Below are 20,872 nucleotides of genomic sequence, written 5' to 3' on the forward strand. Positions count from 1 at the left end.
AAATCATTTACTTTCACATAATCTGTTCTGTTTTTTCTCGATTAAAAAAAATGTAGACAACAGCACAATACATTCGATTAGTATGTATAACGAAAAAATAAAAACATCCGTTATCCTAAATGAATGGACAGCTACATAGATAAAAAACAAAAGATATTGTAAGCCAAACAACAGAAAAATTCTTCTATAAGTTTTGAAAAAAGAAACACCATTTAACCGCCAAACAACAAATTTTTGCCGATAAAGGCGGAAATAGCTCAGTGTGGAATAGGTAATCAAAACAATAACCAATAAAATAGTAATCGATAAATCAGTTATCCTTTGTCTTATGTCCCACAAATAAATCAACTGCAATTCTGTTTTCCTTAACTGTTCCATTGGGATCAAAAAAGGAAAGTTGTCTTCCAATCCTGCTTCCTTCAATAACGGAAGATATCTATCATAGGTTTCTTGTGCAGTCCCAATCAATGGAATTTTTAATGGTTCAGCAAAACTATTTCCTGTCAGAATATTTCTATGAGAAATGGGTAGATTGTTCAAAGTGAATACATGGATGATATTCGGCTGATTGATGATGATTGCCTGTTCTTGGTCAAAGGCAAAGATTTCTTGTTCATCTTGGATGGTATAAAACAAAACATCCTCTTCTTTTTTTGTTCGTCTATCAGGATTCGTTTCATTCAAAAACCAAGAACGAAGTTGAACAAAATCGGGCATCATTCGTTCTGGGATTAATATGATTTCTCGATCCTCATTTTTATCAATTTGGATAGGCTGATTTGTTATGCTGATGAGCGGATACTTGTCTAAATAGTTTGTATTTACATAAATAGATTGATGGATCAAAGGATTCTCTTCTTCAAAATAAGCACTTGTATCAACCTCGATTGCTCCATCATCCAACAGTTGCGAAAGCAACTTTGTTTTATCTAATCCTCTCATATCTTGAGAAAGATCTGTCAAAGTCGCTTCATTGCCGCCAAGTCTTGGATAGAAAACGGCATGATTTTTTATTTCTTCAGGTACTGCTTCTGGTGTAAGGAATGTGCGAGCATATTCAGTTAACGGAACAAGTTGTACCACGCTAAAAAATAAAATAAACATTTTGACAGAATAGATAGTATAAAAGAATCCTTTACCAAAAGTTTGGCGATTTAGTTGCTTATTCAATGAAAGATTGCCTAGTAAATCAATCACAAAAAAAGAAATGATTAGACTAAAAATAAGCAAGAACAGTTGCACTAGCACAAACAAATGATTCACTGAATGTAGGACAAAGAAGAAAGCTACCAATAGATTCAAGAGAAAAAGAATCACTAATTCTTTTAATAATAATCTTTTTAAAATTTTTCTACTAGTTAAACCATTTAAACGATAGATCGCAATGTGTCTATTGTTCTCTAGTATCCATAAAATCAAGGAAAGGCTATAGAAAAGAGTAAATATCACAAAAGTAGATGCTTCTAATGTTCGAGATGGTGCAAATGTTTCTATGTCATTCTCATATTGAAAAGATGTGGGTTCGTACGCTGTCTCAAAGGAGAGATTGTATTCATCAGATAATTTTGATAGGAACCTATCTAGAGTTTTTTGATCTTTCGTTTCCACAAAAAAATCAGCTGGATTTAGCGCCTCAGCCATTTGTATCGGTAGTATAAAAAAATCTTCGTTTTTCAGTTGTTTATTTTCTAAATATTCCGCATCTGGATATTTCTCTAAGTCAGATGCAAAATAATTTTTTTCACTGATTATTTGAGGCTCTATGTAAAAATTGTTCAAAAGATGTGTTTCTGTTTGCTTGGAAAGAAAAAATGTATGTGTTTCACCTAAACGATCAAAAGAGATTTCTCCTGTTTCAGAAAAGGTATGGTCTCTCACACCATAGAATGAAACTTTTGCCATATAGTTTACATTCAATTTTTCTGAGACTGATTCAAGTATTTCTAGAACCCTAGTTTCTTGCTGAGGATCTACGATAAATTCTGGAAATCTGAACGGTGTAAAATACTCGGCCGTGTTTACCTTTTTCTGGAAATCTTCTTCCCTATTCACATTCCTAATGGCAACAGCTAATGCAAGACTTGAGAGTATAGACAACAGCAAAACGATTTTTTTCAATACTATATTAGTCATCGGCAAAACTCCTTGTTTTTAACGTAGTTAGTCAATTAAAAGTATAGATGGACACTAAACATTCAACAATCTATGTTTGTTAAGAAGTCATATTATTACAAATAGATATAGGTATATAGTCATGATATTACATAGAAAATATGGCTAACCTCATAGTATTTTAAATGTGGGAATAATCTATTTCCACAAAAAGAAAGAGGTGCTCTGCATTATGAGAAAAATTTTTTCTGTATCGTTTGTTGCAATTACTCTCTTGTCCCTTGCTATGCCTGTATCAGTAAATGCTGATGAAGTTGGATTTCAAAATGATGCACTAACAATGCCAATAACAGAGTCATTTCCAAATAGCGGAAGCATTGTTTTTGATGAAAACGGAAGAGTTCTTGATGTTTCAAATGAAATTTTGTTAGAAAAAAGCAATAGCACAGATGATCCTTTATCTAGACGACAAACTCATTTCCCTTGGGGCTTTTGGACAATTTCAACAGATGGTTTTCCTTTTGTTGCTTGGGGAAACGTAAGACTAAACTCAACTATTCATCATCGTACACGTCGTTATCGAGTTTCAGCCGTGCTACTAAACTCAAATGAAACAGTGATTAAAGCTAATCATGTCACTGGTAATGCCGGACAAACTCGTACTGCACGCGTTACAGGTTCAAATAGTTTAAGACATGCTCCTTCTTACTATATTTTTTAATCAACACAATAAATAAAGGCTGGATTAATATTCCAGCCTTTATTTATTTAATTTTTTATATCGATTTCTAAAAAAAGTTGGTGAAGTTCTTTCTTCTTTAAAAAAACTATTATAAAAATGACTTGAATCATAAAAACCTAAAAAGTTAGAAATTTCTTCGATAGATAACTGAGTCATAAGTAAGTCATTCTTTGCATGTTCAATTCTATACTTTTCTCGATAATAACTATATGAGCAGCCAACATATTTCTTGAATTCTCTACTTAAATACGAATAATCATACCCAATTTTCTTCGCCCAAAATCCTAAAGAATGTCTATAGAAATTCTCAGTAGCCAATATTTCATCTATCACTAAGTACAGATATTTATTGACCTTTTTGGAATAGAATTTTCTTAGTTTACGAATACATTTACGTAGAACTATATGGGACTGAATAGTTTCACTCGTACAGAAAGGACCTAAAATAATCAAATGTTCTTTATCCTCTATTTTTTCTACCCGTATTAAAAAATGTTGATTGAATAGTGAGAACTGAAAATGTTGCTTCTCTCTTCTTAAAATCACCTTATCAATTATTTCATTGAATGCAACAATCAATTGCCTTTGTTTCACTTTAGATTTTATCTGCTTTTCAAAGTACTTCTTTTTTAATTCCCATGCTCTGTTTCTCTGGTCTATAAATAAAACATCAACAGGAATAAAATAAGTTCTAGACAACTTTAACACATAGACATTCACACACGCTTGGCAAGAAAAAACAGCATCATTTACACTATTGATAAACATTTGTACTCCTTTCTTGTCCACTTCAATCATATACCAATCAAATCATATCATAGTAAAGAGGAAAAATTGACTTTGGCAAAAAATACATACATTTTTTATTTCTATTAGTTGACACTCTCCAAATTTTGAAAGTGCCTTGTAGTGATAGAATTGAACTAGTACTCATAAGCAAATGAAGTCGCATCCATTAAATAAAACTACTTTACTCTGCTTACGCCTCGCTCTGTATTTTTTCATAATCAAAAAAAACACACCTTCCAAATAGAAGGTGTGTTTTGCTCGAATAATATTAACGTTTTGAAAATTGTGAAGCTTTACGAGCTTTCTTAAGACCTGGTTTTTTACGTTCGACCATACGTGCGTCACGTGTAAGCAAGCCAGCACGTTTAAGCGCTAAACGGAAGTCAGGATCAACTTCTAGCAATGCACGAGCGATACCATGACGGATAGCTCCTGATTGTCCAGCGTATCCTCCGCCGTTTACGTTAACAAATACGTCATATGCGCCTTTTGTTTCAGTAACAGCGAAAGGTTGATTGATTACTTCACGCAAGTCAGCATGTGGAATGTATTCTTCAACATCTTTTTTATTTACAGTAATTTTGCCAGTTCCTGGTACTAGACGTACGCGAGCAACTGCGTTTTTACGACGGCCTGTGCCGATATATTGAACTTGTGCCAATGAAATTCCCTCCTATTAGATTAAGTTTGTGATGTCTAAAACTTCTGGTTGTTGTGCTGCATGTGGATGTTCTGCTCCACCGTATACGTTCAATTTTGTAAATTGTTTGCGGCCTAAAGTGTTTTTAGGAAGCATACCTTTTACAGAAGTTTCGATCAAACGACGAGAATTTTTAGCACGCAATTCGCCAGCAGTGATTGATTTCAATCCTCCTGGGTAGTTGCTGTGACGGTAATAAATTTTGTCAGTCGCTTTTTTACCTGTTAATTTCACTTTGTCTGCATTGATGACGATGACGAAATCGCCAGTATCCAAATGAGGTGTGAAAGTTGGTTTATTTTTACCACGTAGTACAGATGCAACAACTGTTGAAAGACGTCCCAATGGAACATCAGTTGCGTCTACTACATACCATTTACGTTCTACTTCGCCTGGTTTGGCCATATATGTTGTACGCACGTTATTTTCCTCCAATTTAAGTTCTGATGTTTGACATACACTTCGAGTTTCCGGGGCTCTTTGTGGGGCAAACAATACCATTTAACATATTACCTTCTAATCTGGTCAATGTCAACGTTTTTCTGACCGGTTGAAAAAATTATATGAAACTTTACTTTTTTCCTTTCTTTTTATGTAAAAGGGTCGTTTTCTAATATAGAAGAAACCGCGAAACGATGCTGTTCCGCGGTTTCTTCTATATAAAAGGATAAGTTTCGCGCTTACGCGTCGATCTCTGGCGCTTTGCCCAAATGAGCTTGGATCATCCAGATACGTTTTTCTGTGGCTGTTTTGAATTCGATAAAGATATCTTGTGTTGGATCGTCGCCTTCTTCTCCAGAAACTTCGATTCCTTTTTGGTAAAGATCTGCTAGATAACGGTAGCCTGCAACAAGTGTTTCCAAACGTTCAGGAATCGTGCGGTCCCAACGTCCTACTTCATCAGGGATTTTCGTGTTATCTGCAAATTCACGCAATGTAGAATAAGGTGAACCGTCTAATGTGATCAAGCGTTCGGATACTTCATCTAACTGAGCGTTCAAATCGTCCATGAACTCATCCATCATTGGGTGCAATGTAAGGAAACCTGGTCCTCTCATGTACCAATGTGTTTGGTGAACAACAACAGACATTTGGCTTAGATCTGCAACTAATTGATTTAATACTTCTTTGGTTTGTTGGAATTTCATCTTTCTTGCCTCCTAACATTTTCTTACACTTAAAATAATAGTAGACTTTTAATGAAAAGTACAACAAAATCATTTACCTGAGAACGATTTTCATTTCACTTTTTTATCCGTAAAGCCAATCATTTTTCAGAATCAGCTAATTCTTCTCGCAGTTGAGCAAATTGCTGATAAGTCTGTACTAAATGCTTTTGTGTCGAAACAAATAATGGATAGATTTTCTGATATTTTTTATGATCAGTTTCTTGTACTCCGACTTGCTCTTTCAATTCTATCAATTCCTGTGCTTCACTGATACTTTGGATCTTTCCGATGCTTCGCCAGCCTAAAATCACAGCTCCTAATGCGGATGCTTCTGTGACAGTAGGGAAAACAAGCGGGTAACCCAGTACATCAGCCATCATCTGACGAAAAATCGGAGATTGAGCAAACCCGCCTGTAGCACGGATCTCTGTGAGCTGATTTTCTTGGCAAACTCCTTTTAAAATCCGATAAAGATTGAGACAGATCCCCTCTAGAATCGCCTTCATCATTTCTTTTTCTGTATGTTGCCGCTGTAAGCCGATAAAACTACCAAACGCATCTGCGTCCCAAAGCGGTGCTCGCTCGCCAAGCAAATAGGGATGAAAAATCAGACCATTGGCACCCGCTGGCACAAAAGCAATAGCCGAAAGCAGTGCATCATATGGATTTTCACCTTTTTCTTTAGCAGATTGAACGACTTCCTGTAAAAATGTATGCCCTGCCCAATCAAAGATGCCAGCACCATTGCTAGTCGCTCCTCCTACTACCCAATGTTTCTGATCCAGAACATAACAAAACGTCTCCATTTCTGGATGGAACTGAGGCTGAGTAGTAATAAAACGAAGTGCTCCGCTCGTTCCTACGGTCAAAGCGGCAATCGTATCACCAAAAGCGCCTAACCCTAGATTAGAAAGCGGGCCGTCTGCCCCTCCCAAAACAAATGATATATCATTTGGCAAACCTAGTTCTGCTGCTGTTTCTGACGGTAGACCTGTTACTTGATAGGTGGAAGGAAACACTTGCGGCAATTGTTCTGTTCGAATGTCCAAGTAGTCAAGCACTTCTTCTGCCCATTGGAATTCATGGATATCAAAGTATCCAGTTCCTGAAGCTGTTCCGTAGTCGCTGATGAGTTCTCCAAACAATCTATAAAAAATATAGTCTTTGATACCGACAAAATAAGCAGTTTTTTTGAATAATTCAGGTTGGCTGTTTTGCAACCACTTGATTTTGTTCAATGGTGTCATTGGATGAATCGGTGTCCCAGTCTGCCGATAAAATTCTTTGCCAAGCACGGTATATTTCAGTTTTTCTGCTTCGTCCGCTGCTCGGTTATCTGCCCAAGTGATCATTCGAGATAACGGTGTTTTCTCTTCATCCAACAATATCAGGCTATGCATCGCAGAGGAGAAGGAGACAAATTGAATGGTCGTGTCTGAAGGCAACTGTTTAATTATTTCTTTTATAACGGTGCAGACGCCTTGAAAGATCAATTCCTGATCTTGTTCTGCCATCCCTTGTGTTTCTTGGATCAAAGGGTAGCGAAAATAAGCGGATGCTGCTTCTTGGGCTTCATCTGTGAAAGCAACTGCTTTGGTTTGTGTGGTTCCGATATCTAATCCGATTGAAACGTTCATTTTTTCACCTCAAATTTTATGTATGTACAAAAATTTAGTTTAAGCTTGCGTATCTTGGTTTTGAAAAGGGGGAGATGGCGTGTTACTTTATTTTATCATTGGTTGCTGTATTGGGTCATTTTTATGTTTAACCGCCCAGCGGATTCCGTTAGGTCACTCTATTATTTATCCTAGATCTCATTGTGTCAAATGCTGTCGTTCGCTTTCTTGGTATGAATTGATTCCGATTCTTTCGATCATCGTCCAACGATTTCGCTGCCGCTATTGCCGGTGTCGGTTGCCCTTCTACTATTTGTTGGCAGAAGTCTTATGTGGTGGTCTTTTTATCTGGTTCTTTACTTTTTCTTCCGCAAGAAATTTTTCGACGTTCATTTGGGTGCTTTCGGCTTTGCTATTTTCGTTGATGGACTTGTTTTACTTCATGGTCCATTCTCACACGCTATTCTGCTTCTGGGCTGTCTTATGGATTTTTTGGTTGCAGGCCGGCGTTTTCCAATGGCACAGTATGTTGTTAACGTTCATCGTAGGCGCTGCATGCCTTCGCTATGGTCAATCCTATCTCGGTGCTGGCGATACTCTGTTGGTGCTTTCTTGGAGTGGGGGCTTGCCTCTGGAAGAGTTGCTTCGGGTCTTGTTTCTGGCTAGCCTGTTTGGAATATCCTTTTTTTCTGTTTACTTTATCTGTCATAAAAAAAAGTTGGAAAAGCTGCCTTTCATTCCTTTTTTGAGTAGTGCCCTGCTGATCGTCCTTCATTTTAGGTATTGAAAAAAGGTTGTGACAAACGACTTGTCACAACCTCTGATATACAGTGTTCCAAAAGTAGCTTTTTCGGCTTCTTATTTCTTGTCGCCCCAATGTCGACGAATGAAACCGGCACGTCCAGAACCTTCTCGATAAAGATTGTAATGGAGCTTGTTTTTCTTGTAATAATCCTGATGATAATCTTCTGCAGGATAAAATTCGCTTCTTGGTTCGATTTTTGTCACGATTGGCTTATCGAATCGTCCGCTGTCTTGCAATGCTTGTTTTGAACGCTCTGCAATGTTTCGTTCTTCTTCATCACTATAGTAGATCACTGGTCGATAAGAATCACCACGATCAGCGAACTGTCCTAACGCGTCAGTCGGATCGGTTTGCTGCCAATAGATTTCCACCAACTGATCATAAGAAATAACTTCTGGGTCATATTCGATCTCTACGGCTTCTGTATGCCCTGTTGTGCCTGTTGTTACTTGTTCGTAAGTTGGATTTGGTACATGCCCGCCTGTATAACCGGATGTCACAGAAATGATCCCTGGCTGCTCTTCAAATGGTTTGACCATACACCAAAAGCATCCGCCTGCGAAAACTGCTTTTTTTGTCATATAAAATCCCCCTTTTTTCTCATCATACCTGTTTTATAGATAATTAAAATTATTTTGCTCGTTTTTTACCCCCTCCCGGTATTTTAGCAGATTTTTCTTCATTTTCCTTCTTTTTCAATTGGTTGTGGATAACTATGACAATTGTATTGAATCATTTTTTCCACAGGCAAGAAAAAGTTGTCTTTTCAACCACGTTGTGTATAAGTTTTATATGGTATGCTTATCCCAAAATTATGTACCTTTATTTTTTCATGCGAATAAATAAATCCATATTATCGGAGGGATAACTATGCCTAAAGCAAAAAGAAAACATTCAGATACACCCACTGACTTTATTGCATTTGATGAACTATTAACTAAAGCGAACAAAAAAATAAAAACGCCTCCAACACCACCCCACGAATTTGATTTTCTTTCACATGAATTTGATTTTCCTTCACACGAATTTGATTTTTCTTCAAAGGATGATTCTCTAACGCTCAGCGAAAACGAGAGGCAAGTCATCAATGAACTAGCGGAAATATTGCCCGATTCGATCCTCCATCAACAAGCAGTCGAAGAACCAACCCCATCTACTTCTGCTGGTTCAGAGTCAGCCTTTGTTGCGGATAAGCAAAAAATGGACAGTTCAGTAGAAGGAAATGTTGCAAATAGTGCTCAGCAGCGTCTATATGAGATATTTGGCAATGTTTCTTTTCAAAAAGGAAGAGAAAAACGAATACCGCAAGAAGTGTACGATCAAATCCAACAAGCCTTAACATTGCCTGATCTTAATCAAAGTCAGATTGCCTTATTTTTTGGCGTATCCAAGTCTACAGTAAATACTATGTCCCAAAAAAAATTTGAAAAAGAGTATGATATCATTGATAAACGATATACTCATCAGCTTTTGCGTGAGAGAATTGGCGAAGTTTCCAACAAACAAGGGCGATTTATATCACAAGAATTACGTAATCAAGTCCAACAAGCCTTAACAATACCTGATATAAAACAAAGACATATTGCATCGTTTTTCGGTCTATCCAGATCCGCAATTTCTTATATATATCAAGAAATGATAGGTAATGAACAGTCAGCTGATATAGCAAAACCTGTAGCTTCAAAATCATCTCCCACTCTTTCTTCTAACCAAACAAATGAGAGGTAAGCTACTTCGTATAAGCAAAAAAAGGGATTGTGACAAGATTTTGTCACAATCCCTTTTTCCGAATAAACGGTGTTCAATCAGCTGACCCTCGGTATTAGTTCAACAAACGGCAAAATATGAGGAACTATTTTTCCGTTTATTTCTCTAATACTCAGGTCAAAACGCTGATTTCACAACCTCTTATACACGGTGTTCCAGAAGTAACTTCTTCGGAAATAAGCCGAAATTTCACAAAAATTTGAGAAGCAATTTTCGTAAATTTTTTCTTATTTCTTGAAGCTGACCACTTCTGTCACAACCTCTATTTTGTTTAATTGTTCATTGCATCTTCTGCAGCCATTTGCGCTTCAATATCTGAAATACTGTAGACATTTTCGCTTGCTACACCGACTTCTTTTGGTTCCATGTCACGGTAACGTTGCATACCAGTACCAGCTGGGATGATCTTACCGATAATAACATTTTCTTTCAAACCAAGAAGAGGATCTTTCTTACCGCGGATCGCAGCATCCGTCAAGACACGAGTTGTTTCTTGGAATGATGCAGCAGATAAGAAACTATTTGTTTCTAATGATGCTTTTGTGATACCTAGCAAGACAGGTCGAGAAGTTGCAGGAACGCCTCCTGAGACTAGCGTATTGTAGTTTTGATCTTTAAAGTCTGCGATGTCTAATAATGTACCTGGTAAGATATCTGTATCACCTGGATCCATTACACGAACTTTACGCAGCATTTGACGAACCATTACTTCGATATGCTTGTCGCCGATTTCTACCCCTTGCATACGGTAAACGCGTTGTACTTCACGAAGCAAGTAGTTTTCAACAGATAATACATCGCGGACTTGCAACAATTGTTTTGGATCGATTGATCCTTCTGTCAATGGTGCGCCACGGTGGATCATATCGCCTTCTGCTACTTTCATACGTGCTGTATAAGGAACAGTATACGTACGTGTATCTGTTTTTCCTTTGATTGTTACTTCTTTGGTACGTGTTGCAGGATCTTCTGAGATATCGATGACATCCCCTGTTACTTCTGTAATTACTGCTTGCCCTTTCGGATTACGTGCTTCAAAGATTTCTTGGACACGAGGAAGACCTTGAGTGATATCGTCTCCGGCAACCCCACCCGTATGGAATGTACGCATCGTCAACTGAGTACCAGGTTCACCGATTGATTGAGCGGCGATCGTACCAACTGCTTCTCCGACTTCAACGTCAGAGCCAGTTGCAAGGTTGCGTCCGTAACAATGTTTGCAGACACCATGTTTTGTATTACATGTGAAGACAGAACGGATCGTCACTGTTTCGACACCTGCATCAACAATTTGTTTTGCAATGTCTTCGGAAATCAATTGGTTTCCTGCGATAATCAATTCATTTGTTTCAGGATGACGTACTTCTTTACGAGTGTAACGTCCCACCAAACGATCTTCTAATGATTCGATGATTTCATTTCCTTCACGGATTGCTTGGATTTCAAGACCTCGGTCAGTACCGCAATCTTCTTCACGGATAATTACATCTTGGGCCACATCAACCAGACGACGAGTCAAGTAACCTGAATCGGCAGTCTTCAAGGCTGTATCGGTCATCCCTTTACGAGCTCCGTGAGTTGAGATAAACATTTCCAAGACAGATAGTCCTTCACGGAAGTTCGAAATGATTGGCAATTCCATGATTCGACCATTAGGAGCGGCCATCAAACCACGCATTCCGGCAAGCTGTGTAAAGTTGGAAATGTTCCCACGAGCTCCAGAATCAGACATCATGAAGATTGGGTTTTTCGCTTCCAAACCTTCCATCAGTTTTTGTTGGATGCTGTCTTTTGCAGCGTTCCAAACAGCAATGACACGTTCATAACGTTCGTCATCTGTAATCAGACCACGACGGAATTGTTTTGTAATAGTTTCAACTTGTTTATGGGCATTTTCAATGATTTCTTGTTTTTCATTCAGTACACTGATGTCAGCAATCCCTACTGTGATACCGGCATGTGTTGAATGTTTGTACCCTAAGTCTTTCATACGGTCAAGCATCTTAGAAGTTTCTGTTACTTTGAATCGTTTGAAGACTTCTGCGATGATGTTCCCTAAGTTTTTCTTCTTGAACGGTAACACTAATTCTTGCTCTTTGATATGTGCAGGAATATCCGTACCAGCTTCAACGAAGTATTTGTCCGGTGTTTGGACAGTCAAGTTGAAGTCTGTTGGTTCATTCAGATAAGGGAATTCAGGAGGCATGATCTCGTTGAAGATGATCTTACCAACTGTTGTGATCATCGTACGTTCTTTTTGCCATTCAGTAAATGGTTTTTCTCCTAATGAGTTAGGGTTCACACCGATACGTGAATGTAAATGAACGTATCCGTTGCGCCATGCGATAACGGCTTCGTTTTGATCTCTGAAGACCATTCCTTCGCCTTCGCGTCCTTCTTCTTCCATTGTCAAGTAGTAGTTACCTAGAACCATATCTTGAGAAGGAGTAACAACTGGTTTACCATCTTTAGGGTTCAAGATGTTTTGAGCAGCTAACATCAACATACGTGCTTCTGCTTGTGCTTCTTCATTCAATGGCACGTGGACAGCCATTTGGTCTCCATCGAAATCGGCATTATAAGCTTCACATACAAGTGGATGCAAACGGATTGCGCGTCCTTGTACTAAAACTGGTTCGAATGCTTGGATACCAAGTCGGTGAAGCGTAGGTGCCCGGTTCAGCAATACTGGGTGTTCCTTGATTACGTCTTCTAAAACATCCCATACTTCGTCTTCTTGACGTTCGATTTTACGCTTAGCGTTTTTGATGTTTGAAGCTAGTTCACGTTGAACAAGCTCACGCATCACGAATGGTTTGAATAATTCAATGGCCATTTCTTTTGGAAGTCCACATTGGTACATCTTCAAGAAAGGTCCAACAACGATAACGGAACGACCGGAGTAGTCCACACGTTTACCTAGCAAGTTTTGACGGAAACGACCTTGTTTCCCTTTCAACATATGAGAAAGAGATTTCAATGGCCGGTTACCTGGTCCAGTTACTGGACGTCCGCGACGACCGTTATCAATCAATGCATCTACTGCTTCTTGCAACATGCGTTTTTCGTTTTGAACGATGATTCCAGGTGCGTTCAAGTCTAATAAACGTTTCAAACGGTTATTACGGTTGATGACACGACGGTAAAGATCATTCAAGTCACTTGTTGCAAAACGTCCACCTTCTAATTGAACCATTGGGCGCAAATCTGGTGGAATAACAGGGATAACATCCATAACCATCCAGCTTGGTTGATTTCCTGAAGCGCGGAATGCTTCTAAAATATCCAACCGGCGGATTGCACGTGTACGTTTTTGTCCTTGTGCAGATTTCAATTCTTCTTTCAATTCGGCTGCTTCTGCATCTAGATCAACATTATCAAGTAATTGTTTGATCGCTTCTGCACCCATAGCAGCTTGAAATTCTTGTCCATATTGTTCACGTTTTTCGCGATATTCGCGTTCTGTCAACAATTGTTTTTTCTCTAAATTCGTGTTTCCTGGTTCGATAACCACATATGAAGCAAAATAAATGATTTCTTCCAAAGCGCGTGGGCTCATGTCTAATACAAGACCCATACGTGAAGGAATCCCTTTAAAGTACCAGATATGTGAAACAGGAGCTGCTAATTCAATATGTCCCATGCGTTCACGGCGAACTTTCGAACGAGTAACTTCCACTCCGCATCGATCACAAACGATTCCTTTATAACGGATACGTTTGTATTTTCCGCAGGCACATTCCCAGTCTTTTGTAGGACCAAAAATCCGCTCACAGAACAACCCTTCGCGTTCAGGTTTTAAGGTACGATAGTTAATCGTCTCAGGTTTTTTTACTTCACCGTAAGACCAGCTTCTGATTTTTTCGGGAGAAGCCAAACCTATTTGCATACTTTCGAATTTATTTACATCGATCAAAAGGGGTTCCCTCCATTTCATTTAATGGCAAACCGCAAGACGGCTGATCTTCGACCGCCTTGCAGCTCATAGACCGGATTAGTCTAAATTATCTTCTGCGGTTTCAAAGTTTTGGATGACATCGTCTCTTTCATCTTCCACTTGTTCAGCAGCTTTCTTTTCTAATTCTTTGGCAGTTTGCTGTTCGGCAAATTTTGTCAAAGCATCAACAGTGATCAAATCGTCGTCTTCATCGTCCATGTCGCGAAGTTCGATTTCTGTCTCTTCGATATCCAAGACACGCATGTCCAGACCTAGTGATTGCAATTCTTTCACCAATACGCGGAAGGATTCCGGTACACCTGGTTTTGGAATTGGTTCACCTTTGACGATTGCTTCGTATGTTTTCACACGTCCGACTACGTCATCTGATTTGTATGTCAAGATTTCTTGTAAAGTATAAGCCGCACCGTAAGCTTCCAGTGCCCATACTTCCATTTCACCAAAACGTTGTCCACCAAATTGAGCTTTACCTCCCAATGGTTGTTGTGTAACCAATGAGTAAGGTCCGATTGAACGTGCATGCAATTTGTCATCGACCATGTGAGCAAGTTTGATCATGTACATTACACCGACAGACACACGTCCGTCAAATGGTTCACCTGTACGTCCGTCGTACAGAACAGTTTTCGCATCGCTGGCCATACCGGCTTCACGAACTGTTTCCCATACGTCTTCATCACTTGCACCATCGAATACTGGCGTTGCTACGTGGATACCCAACTGACGTGCAGCCATACCCAAGTGTAATTCCAATACTTGTCCGATGTTCATACGTGAAGGCACCCCTAAAGGATTCAGCATGATATCGATTGGTGTTCCATCAGGTAGGAATGGCATATCTTCTTCCGGCATAATACGGGATACAACCCCTTTATTTCCGTGACGACCGGCCATTTTATCCCCTTCATGGATTTTACGTTTTTGAACGATATAAACACGAACTAACATGTTTACGCCTGGTGACAATTCATCTCCAGCTTCACGAGTAAAGATTTTCACATCGTGAACGATCCCGCCGCCGCCATGCGGTACACGTAATGATGTATCGCGGACTTCACGAGCTTTTTCGCCAAAGATCGCATGCAATAGACGTTCTTCTGCAGATAATTCTGTTACCCCTTTTGGCGTGACTTTCCCTACAAGCAAATCGCCATCTTGGACTTCTGCACCGATACGGATAATACCCATTTCGTCTAAATCTTTCAATGCGTCTTCCCCAACATTAGGGATTTCGCGTGTGATTTCTTCAGGTCCTAATTTTGTATCGCGGGCTTCTGATTCATATTCTTCAATATGAATAGAAGTGTATACGTCATCTTTTACCAAACGACGGCTCATGATGATCGCATCTTCATAGTTGTACCCTTCCCAAGTCATGAAACCAACTAAAACGTTTTGACCTAGAGCCATTTCGCCTTGTTCCATAGATGGTCCGTCTGCCAGAGTATCCCCTTTTTCGACTTTCTCACCCAAATGAACGATTGGACGTTGGTTGTAGCTTGTTCCGGAGTTTGAACGACGGAATTTTGTTACATCGTATTTATCTAATGCACCGTTGTCGCGGCGTACGCGGATTTCAGAAGCATCAACGTATTCAACGACACCGTCATGTTTACATAACAAAGCAGCTCCTGAGTCATGCGCTGATTTGTATTCCATACCAGTACCAACCCATGGTGCTTGAGGATTGATCAACGGCACTGCTTGACGCTGCATGTTGGCACCCATCAAGGCACGATTGGAGTCATCGTTTTCCAAGAAAGGAATACATGCTGTCGCAACGGCAACTACTTGTTTAGGTGATACGTCCATGTAGTCTACTTTATCAATAGATACTTCTAAGTTTTCACTTTGAGCACGAGCCATAACAACGTCTTGAGCAAATGTTCCATCTTCATTCAATGGGCTGTTTGCTTGGGCTACGATGTAATGGTCTTCGATATCTGCTGTCAAGTAGTCGATTTGGTCAGTAACACGACCAGTTTCGCGGTCTACACGACGATAAGGTGTTTCGATAAATCCGAATTTATTTACTTTCGCATAACTGGACAAACTATTGATCAACCCGATGTTTGGGCCTTCAGGAGTTTCGATCGGACACATACGGCCATAGTGGGAGTAGTGAACGTCACGAACTTCATAACCGGCACGGTCACGAGTCAATCCGCCAGGTCCTAAGGCTGAAAGACGACGTTTGTGTGTCAATTCGCCAAGAGGGTTTGTTTGATCCATGAACTGTGACAACTGAGAAGAACCAAAGAATTCTTTGATACTTGCCACAACTGGACGGATATTGATCAATTGTTGAGGTGTCAATGTTTCAGTATCTTGGATCGACATTCTTTCACGAACCACACGTTCCATACGTGCTAGCCCGATACGGAATTGGTTTTGTAAAAGTTCGCCGACTGAACGGATACGACGATTTCCTAAGTGGTCGATATCATCAACATTGCCGATACCTTCCATCAAGTTCAAGAAATAGCTCATTGAAGCAATGATGTCGGCTGGACGAACTGTTTTTACAGCTGCTTCTGGATAGCCGTTTCCAATCACGTTCACTTCACGTTCAGGATCTCTTGGTGAAAATACTTTGATGATTTGGACAGTCATTGGATCTGTGACCACACCATCTTCTGATGGATAGTAAGTCACTGAATTTAGACCGTTATCAATGAAAGGAGCTAATGTTTCCATGACTTGGTGAGTCAAGACTGTTCCTTTTTCAACGATGATCTCGCCTGTTTCTGGATCAACTAATGTTTCAGCTAATGTCAGATTCAATAGACGTGTTTTTAAATCTAATTTTTTGTTTACTTTGTAACGACCAACGTTTGCTAAGTCGTAACGTTTTGGATCGAAGAAACGAGCATTCAGCAAGTTACGTGAGCTGTCTGCTGTTTTTGGTTCGCCTGGACGCAAACGTTCGTAGACGTCTTTCAAACCTTCTTCTGTTCTTGAGTCGCTTGCGTTTTTATGCAAGTCTTTTTCGACTGTATTGCGTAATGTTTCGCTGTCGCCGAAGATTTCAAAGATCGTATCATCGGAACCAAATCCTAACGCACGAACTAATACGGTTAAAGGAATCTTACGTGTACGGTCGATACGTACATAAGAGATGTCTTTTGCATCAGTTTCCATTTCTAACCAAGCGCCACGGTTAGGGATAACAGTAGAACCGAATCCTTCTTTTCCGTTTTTGTCGACTTTTCCATGGAAATAGACACCTGGTGAACGGACTAACTGAGAAACGATTACTCGCTCTGCCCCGTTGATGATGAATGTTCCTTGTTCTGTCATTAATGGGAAATCACCGAAGAATACTTCTTGTGCTTTGATTTCGCCAGTCTCGCGGTTTGTCAAACGCAATGTTACATGTAATGGTGCAGAGTAGTTTGCATCATGCGCACGAGCTTCTGCTACTGTATACTTTGGTTCTTTCAATTCATAATCTACAAATTCCAAAGATAGATTGCCATTGAAGTCATCGATTGGCAAAATGTCTTCAAACATTTCTCTAAGTCCCTCATCTAAGAACCATTGGTAAGAGTCTGTTTGAATTTCGATCAAATTTGGTAATTCCAACACTTCACTGATTCTTGCGAAACTTCTACGTTCGCGATGTTTTCCGTATTTTACTACGTGTCCAGCCAAGCTCTTCACCCCTCTAAAATGTCATTCAAAAAGACTACCCGATCAATTGTTACAATAATATTTCAAATATTATTTCTAGGTAACAACAGACATTTTTTGCGGCTTTTAGGCAAAAAAAAACCAAAAATAGAACATTCTCTTGAAACCTTACTTCGTGAGCTTCTACTTTTGTTTCCTTATATTAAAGCCGAAACGGACAATATTTCGTTTCTGCCTTTTCTTCATCAGATAGTTTTTGCAACTTCATATACTACACTTATTTTCTATAAAAGTCAACACTTCCTGGCGTTTCTTCTGCTTTTTCGCAATATTTTCTTAATTTTTTCAATTTTATGTTTTCAATTATCTGACAATTCTTAATTGACAGACCGTTTTTTCTCGGTTATACTTTAGAAAATTCATTTTGTGGAGGAACTTCTATGCGAACCAACATCAAGCAAATCGTACCAACACAACTGAATAACTTTTTCTTTAGCTACTTTAGATAGGTTTGTATTCATCATGATGGATACAAACGTTAAACGACAGTTTGTATCTATGATGGCTAAAGAACTTTGTATTGCAGCAAAAAGCCACGTAGACAAAATGCTAAGTGGCTGAGCAGTGAAAATACAAAGTAAAAGTATCAAGCATTCTACTTTTCAATTTATTTTCCGACTTTTCAATCCATTTGGACATTTTGTCTGAATGGATTTTTTGTTTCCCAAAATTAAGGAGGAAAAAGAAATGAAAAAAAATATATTAATTGGATTAGGCGCTGCCCTGCTACTAGCTTTAGGAGGTTGCGCACAAAAAGATAATTCCGCAGAGGCATCAGATGGACAAAAAACAATTGGCGTATTGCAACTTGTACAGCATAACTCGTTAGACGCTGCCTATAAAGGATTCAAAGAAGGATTAGCAGAAGAAGGGTATAAAGAAGGCGATAATCTAACAATCGATTATCAAAATGCCCAAAACAACCAAGACAACCTGAAAAGCATGAGTGAGAAACTCGTCAAAGAAGATCCTGATTTGCTACTTGGGATCGCCACTCCAGCAGCACAATCTTTATTAAATGAAACAACCACTATCCCGATGACTGTCACAGCGGTCACAGACTTGGAACAAGCTCATTTAGTCACATCCAATGAAAAACCTGGCGGCAATGTGACTGGCACGACAGATATGGTGCCAATCGAAAAACAAATCTGCTTACTGTTAAATATCGTGCCAGACGCCAAAACAATCGGCATCATGTATAACAACGGTGAAGCCAACTCTAAGATCCAAGCTGATTTGGCAGAAAAAGAATTGAAAAAAGCGGGCGTAAAAGTCAAAGTACTGACAGCAAATTCCACAAATGATGTCCAACAAGTGACGAAAAGTCTAGCTAAAGATGTAGATGGAATCTATATTCCTACTGATAACACGTTCGCAAGTGCGGCAAGTGTTGTCGGTGAAGTCGCAAAAGAAACAAAAACACCTGTCGTTGCTGGCGCAGTTGATCAAGTCAAAGACGGCGGTCTAGCAACAGTAGGAATCGATTACGAAAGCTTGGGCAAACAAACGGGGATCATGGCAGCAAAAATCTTAGACGGCAAGAAGCCAAGTGAACTTCCTGTCGAAACAGCGAATGATTTGGAACTGTATGTCAATAAAGACATGGCCAAAGCATTAGGCATCAATCCAGACAGCATCAAAGAAGCTGAATAAAACACAGGAGGATTCTCATGACAAATCTGCTCTCTCTTTTCTTATCATCTGCATCGCAAGGGGTCTTATGGGCCCTACTTGCGATTGGTGTGTATGTCACTTTCCGTATCTTGGACATTGCCGACTTGACTGCTGAAGGAAGCTTTCCTTTAGGTGCAGGGATTGCGGCAGTAAGTATTACAAATGGCTATCATCCATTGACAGCTTGTCTCCTAGGATTTTTAGGAGGTGCGGCAGCGGGACTTGTTTCCGGACTGCTTCACACAAAATTAAAAATTCCCGCCCTTCTTGCAGGGATCATCACCATGACTGGTTTATACTCTGTCACATCCCGTGTGATGGGTGCGCCGAACATCTCTTTATTGGGTCAGCCAACGATCTTTCATTGGGTCGAGTCATTCGGCATAACAAAAGACAACGCTGTACTGATCGTCGGTCTGCTTTTTGCTTTGATCGTTGTATGTTTACTTGTTTTGTTCTTACGTACTGAAACAGGTCTTGCCATTCGTGCAACTGGCGATAATCTGGCAATGAGCGAAGCAAACGGGATCAATACAGATAATATGAAGATCATCGGTTATATGATCTCTAATGGATGCATTGCTCTTTCTGGCTCCTTGCTTGCACAAAACAACGGCTTTGCTGATTTGAATTCTGGTATTGGAACAATCGTGATCGGACTTGCCTCCATCATCATTGCAGAAGTTTTGTTACGTAACCAACCGCTATTTCTCCGTCTCTTGACTGTCGTTTTAGGTGCGGTCATTTACCGCTTTATTTTGGCGTTAGTCTTCGAACTGAATGTTGAGCCAAGTGATTCGAAACTTGCTTCTGCTTTCGTGCTAGTAATCTGTCTTTCTTTCCCGCAGATTCAGCAAAAATTCCATTTATCTCAAAAAAAGAAAGGCGGTAGTGTCAAATGAATGACGTCTTAACATTGGAAAATCTCCATCATACCTTTGAAAAAGGAACGATCAACGAAAACCATGTCCTGAAAGGTATCAATCTTTCCCTGAAACCCGGTGACTTCGTGACGATCATCGGCGGAAATGGTGCAGGTAAATCTACTTTGCTGAACAGCATCGCCGGTACATTTTCTGTCGATCAGGGACAGATTTTATTGAATGAAAAAAATATCACGAAAAAATCCGTTGTTGAACGTTCGAAATCCATCAGTCGCGTATTCCAAGATCCTAAACTAGGGACAGCCGTGCGTTTAACGGTAGAAGAAAATCTCGCTCTTGCTATGAAACGAGGAAAAAAGCGCGGCTTCTTTCGTGGTGTCAAACCGCAAGATCGAACGTTTTTCAAAGAACAGCTGGCTCGGCTGAATTTGGGTTTGGAAAATCGTTTATCCTCAGAAATCGGTTTGCTGTCTGGGGGACAACGTCAAGCCATCACGCTGTTAATGGCTACATTGCAGCGTCCAGAACTAATCTTATTAGATGAGCACACCGCAGCGCTTGACCCGGCTACTTCCAAAACGGTGATGGAATTGACAGAAAAGCTGATCACCGAGCAGAATCTTACTGCTTTCATGGTCACACATGATATGGAAGACGCGATCCTCTATGGAAATCGACTGATCATGTTGCATCAAGGAAGAATCGTCGTTGATATCCAGCAAGAGGAAAAACAGCAACTCACAGTACCTCAACTATTGGCGTTGTTCAAACAAAACAGCGGCACGACGTTGAAAGACGATCAAGTACTTTTATCTTCATAATCAGAAAGAGGCTGGGAGAAAAATGAACGCCCACCCTCTTCTTTTTTCTCTTTCCTTCTTTCGTTTTTGTTTTATGTATCAACCGTTGTTTCTTCAAAAACTATTTTGTTCTCTCCTTCTTCCTGATAGAATGGATGGG

General features: G+C 39.6%; 15 protein-coding genes. 6 read left to right on the forward strand and 9 right to left on the reverse strand.

From position 1 onward, the window contains the following. Positions 1–3: 3 nt before the first annotated feature. Positions 4–2,133 (reverse strand): DUF1430 domain-containing protein, encoded by a 2,130-nt coding sequence (locus FTX43_RS04080; RefSeq protein ID WP_147606766.1) that lies wholly within the window; start codon positions 2,131–2,133, stop codon positions 4–6. Between the two features lie 211 nt (positions 2,134–2,344). Between FTX43_RS04080 and FTX43_RS04085 the strand changes: the two genes are divergently transcribed. Continuing rightward, positions 2,345–2,833: a hypothetical protein gene (locus FTX43_RS04085; protein WP_147606768.1), complete on the forward strand. Its 489-nt coding sequence runs from the start codon at positions 2,345–2,347 to the stop codon at positions 2,831–2,833. A gap of 39 nt (positions 2,834–2,872) precedes the next feature. On the opposite strand, the gene FTX43_RS04090 is transcribed toward FTX43_RS04085, so the two are convergent. From FTX43_RS04090 to FTX43_RS04110, 5 genes are all read right to left on the reverse strand, one after another. Further along, positions 2,873–3,622, reverse strand: coding sequence for an AraC family transcriptional regulator (locus FTX43_RS04090; RefSeq protein ID WP_261801544.1), 750 nt, complete (start codon positions 3,620–3,622; stop codon positions 2,873–2,875). A gap of 289 nt (positions 3,623–3,911) precedes the next feature. After that, the gene (gene rpsI / locus FTX43_RS04095; protein WP_002287505.1) at positions 3,912–4,304 is read right to left on the reverse strand and encodes a 30S ribosomal protein S9; all 393 of its coding nucleotides are present in this window, start codon (positions 4,302–4,304) and stop codon (positions 3,912–3,914) included. Between the two features lie 15 nt (positions 4,305–4,319). Beyond that, positions 4,320–4,748, reverse strand: coding sequence for a 50S ribosomal protein L13 (gene rplM, locus FTX43_RS04100; protein ID WP_002323724.1), 429 nt, complete (start codon positions 4,746–4,748; stop codon positions 4,320–4,322). A 275-nt stretch (positions 4,749–5,023) separates the two neighbouring features. Further along, entirely contained in the window at positions 5,024–5,491 is a 468-nt protein-coding gene (locus FTX43_RS04105) for a DNA starvation/stationary phase protection protein (RefSeq protein ID WP_002310545.1), read from the reverse strand. A gap of 119 nt (positions 5,492–5,610) precedes the next feature. Next, a complete protein-coding gene (locus FTX43_RS04110; protein WP_147606772.1) occupies positions 5,611–7,149 on the reverse strand; it encodes a gluconokinase in 1,539 nt (512 codons plus the stop codon). 79 nt (positions 7,150–7,228) lie between these two features. Between FTX43_RS04110 and FTX43_RS04115 the strand changes: the two genes are divergently transcribed. After that, on the forward strand, positions 7,229–7,915 hold the full coding sequence (locus tag FTX43_RS04115; RefSeq protein WP_147606774.1) for a prepilin peptidase: 687 nt from the start codon (positions 7,229–7,231) through the stop codon (positions 7,913–7,915). A gap of 71 nt (positions 7,916–7,986) precedes the next feature. Here the strand turns inward: FTX43_RS04115 and msrA are convergent, their stop codons facing one another. Then, positions 7,987–8,514: a peptide-methionine (S)-S-oxide reductase MsrA gene (gene msrA / locus FTX43_RS04120; protein ID WP_002310548.1), complete on the reverse strand. Its 528-nt coding sequence runs from the start codon at positions 8,512–8,514 to the stop codon at positions 7,987–7,989. Positions 8,515–8,803: 289 nt separating this feature from the next. Here msrA and FTX43_RS04125 point away from each other — a divergent pair, with 289 nt between their 5' ends. Next, positions 8,804–9,661 (forward strand): hypothetical protein, encoded by an 858-nt coding sequence (locus tag FTX43_RS04125; RefSeq protein WP_002348194.1) that lies wholly within the window; start codon positions 8,804–8,806, stop codon positions 9,659–9,661. 310 nt (positions 9,662–9,971) lie between these two features. Here FTX43_RS04125 and rpoC read toward each other — a convergent pair whose 3' ends face one another. Together rpoC and rpoB are read right to left on the reverse strand one after the other, a co-directional pair. Beyond that, positions 9,972–13,616 (reverse strand): DNA-directed RNA polymerase subunit beta', encoded by a 3,645-nt coding sequence (rpoC, locus tag FTX43_RS04130; protein ID WP_029745053.1) that lies wholly within the window; start codon positions 13,614–13,616, stop codon positions 9,972–9,974. 78 nt (positions 13,617–13,694) lie between these two features. Further along, positions 13,695–17,312: a DNA-directed RNA polymerase subunit beta gene (gene rpoB, locus FTX43_RS04135; protein WP_172401368.1), complete on the reverse strand. Its 3,618-nt coding sequence runs from the start codon at positions 17,310–17,312 to the stop codon at positions 13,695–13,697. Positions 17,313–18,038: 726 nt separating this feature from the next. Here rpoB and FTX43_RS04145 point away from each other — a divergent pair. Genes FTX43_RS04145 through FTX43_RS04155 form a run of 3 tightly spaced genes read left to right on the forward strand, consistent with a single transcriptional unit; the run spans position 18,039 to position 20,733 of the window. Next, positions 18,039–19,007, forward strand: coding sequence for an ABC transporter substrate-binding protein (locus FTX43_RS04145; protein ID WP_002344799.1), 969 nt, complete (start codon positions 18,039–18,041; stop codon positions 19,005–19,007). A 17-nt stretch (positions 19,008–19,024) separates the two neighbouring features. Beyond that, on the forward strand, positions 19,025–19,930 hold the full coding sequence (locus FTX43_RS04150; RefSeq protein WP_002320483.1) for an ABC transporter permease: 906 nt from the start codon (positions 19,025–19,027) through the stop codon (positions 19,928–19,930). Beyond that, complete coding sequence (locus tag FTX43_RS04155; protein WP_087062883.1) at positions 19,927–20,733, forward strand: ABC transporter ATP-binding protein; 807 nt, start codon at positions 19,927–19,929, stop codon at positions 20,731–20,733. The genes FTX43_RS04150 and FTX43_RS04155 overlap by 4 nt, the downstream gene beginning before the upstream one ends. The last annotated feature ends 139 nt before the right edge of the window (positions 20,734–20,872 follow it).

Origin of the sequence: Enterococcus sp. DA9, from assembly GCF_008000875.1 — a bacterium.
Classification (GTDB): Bacteria; Bacillota; Bacilli; order Lactobacillales; family Enterococcaceae; genus Enterococcus_B; species Enterococcus_B lactis.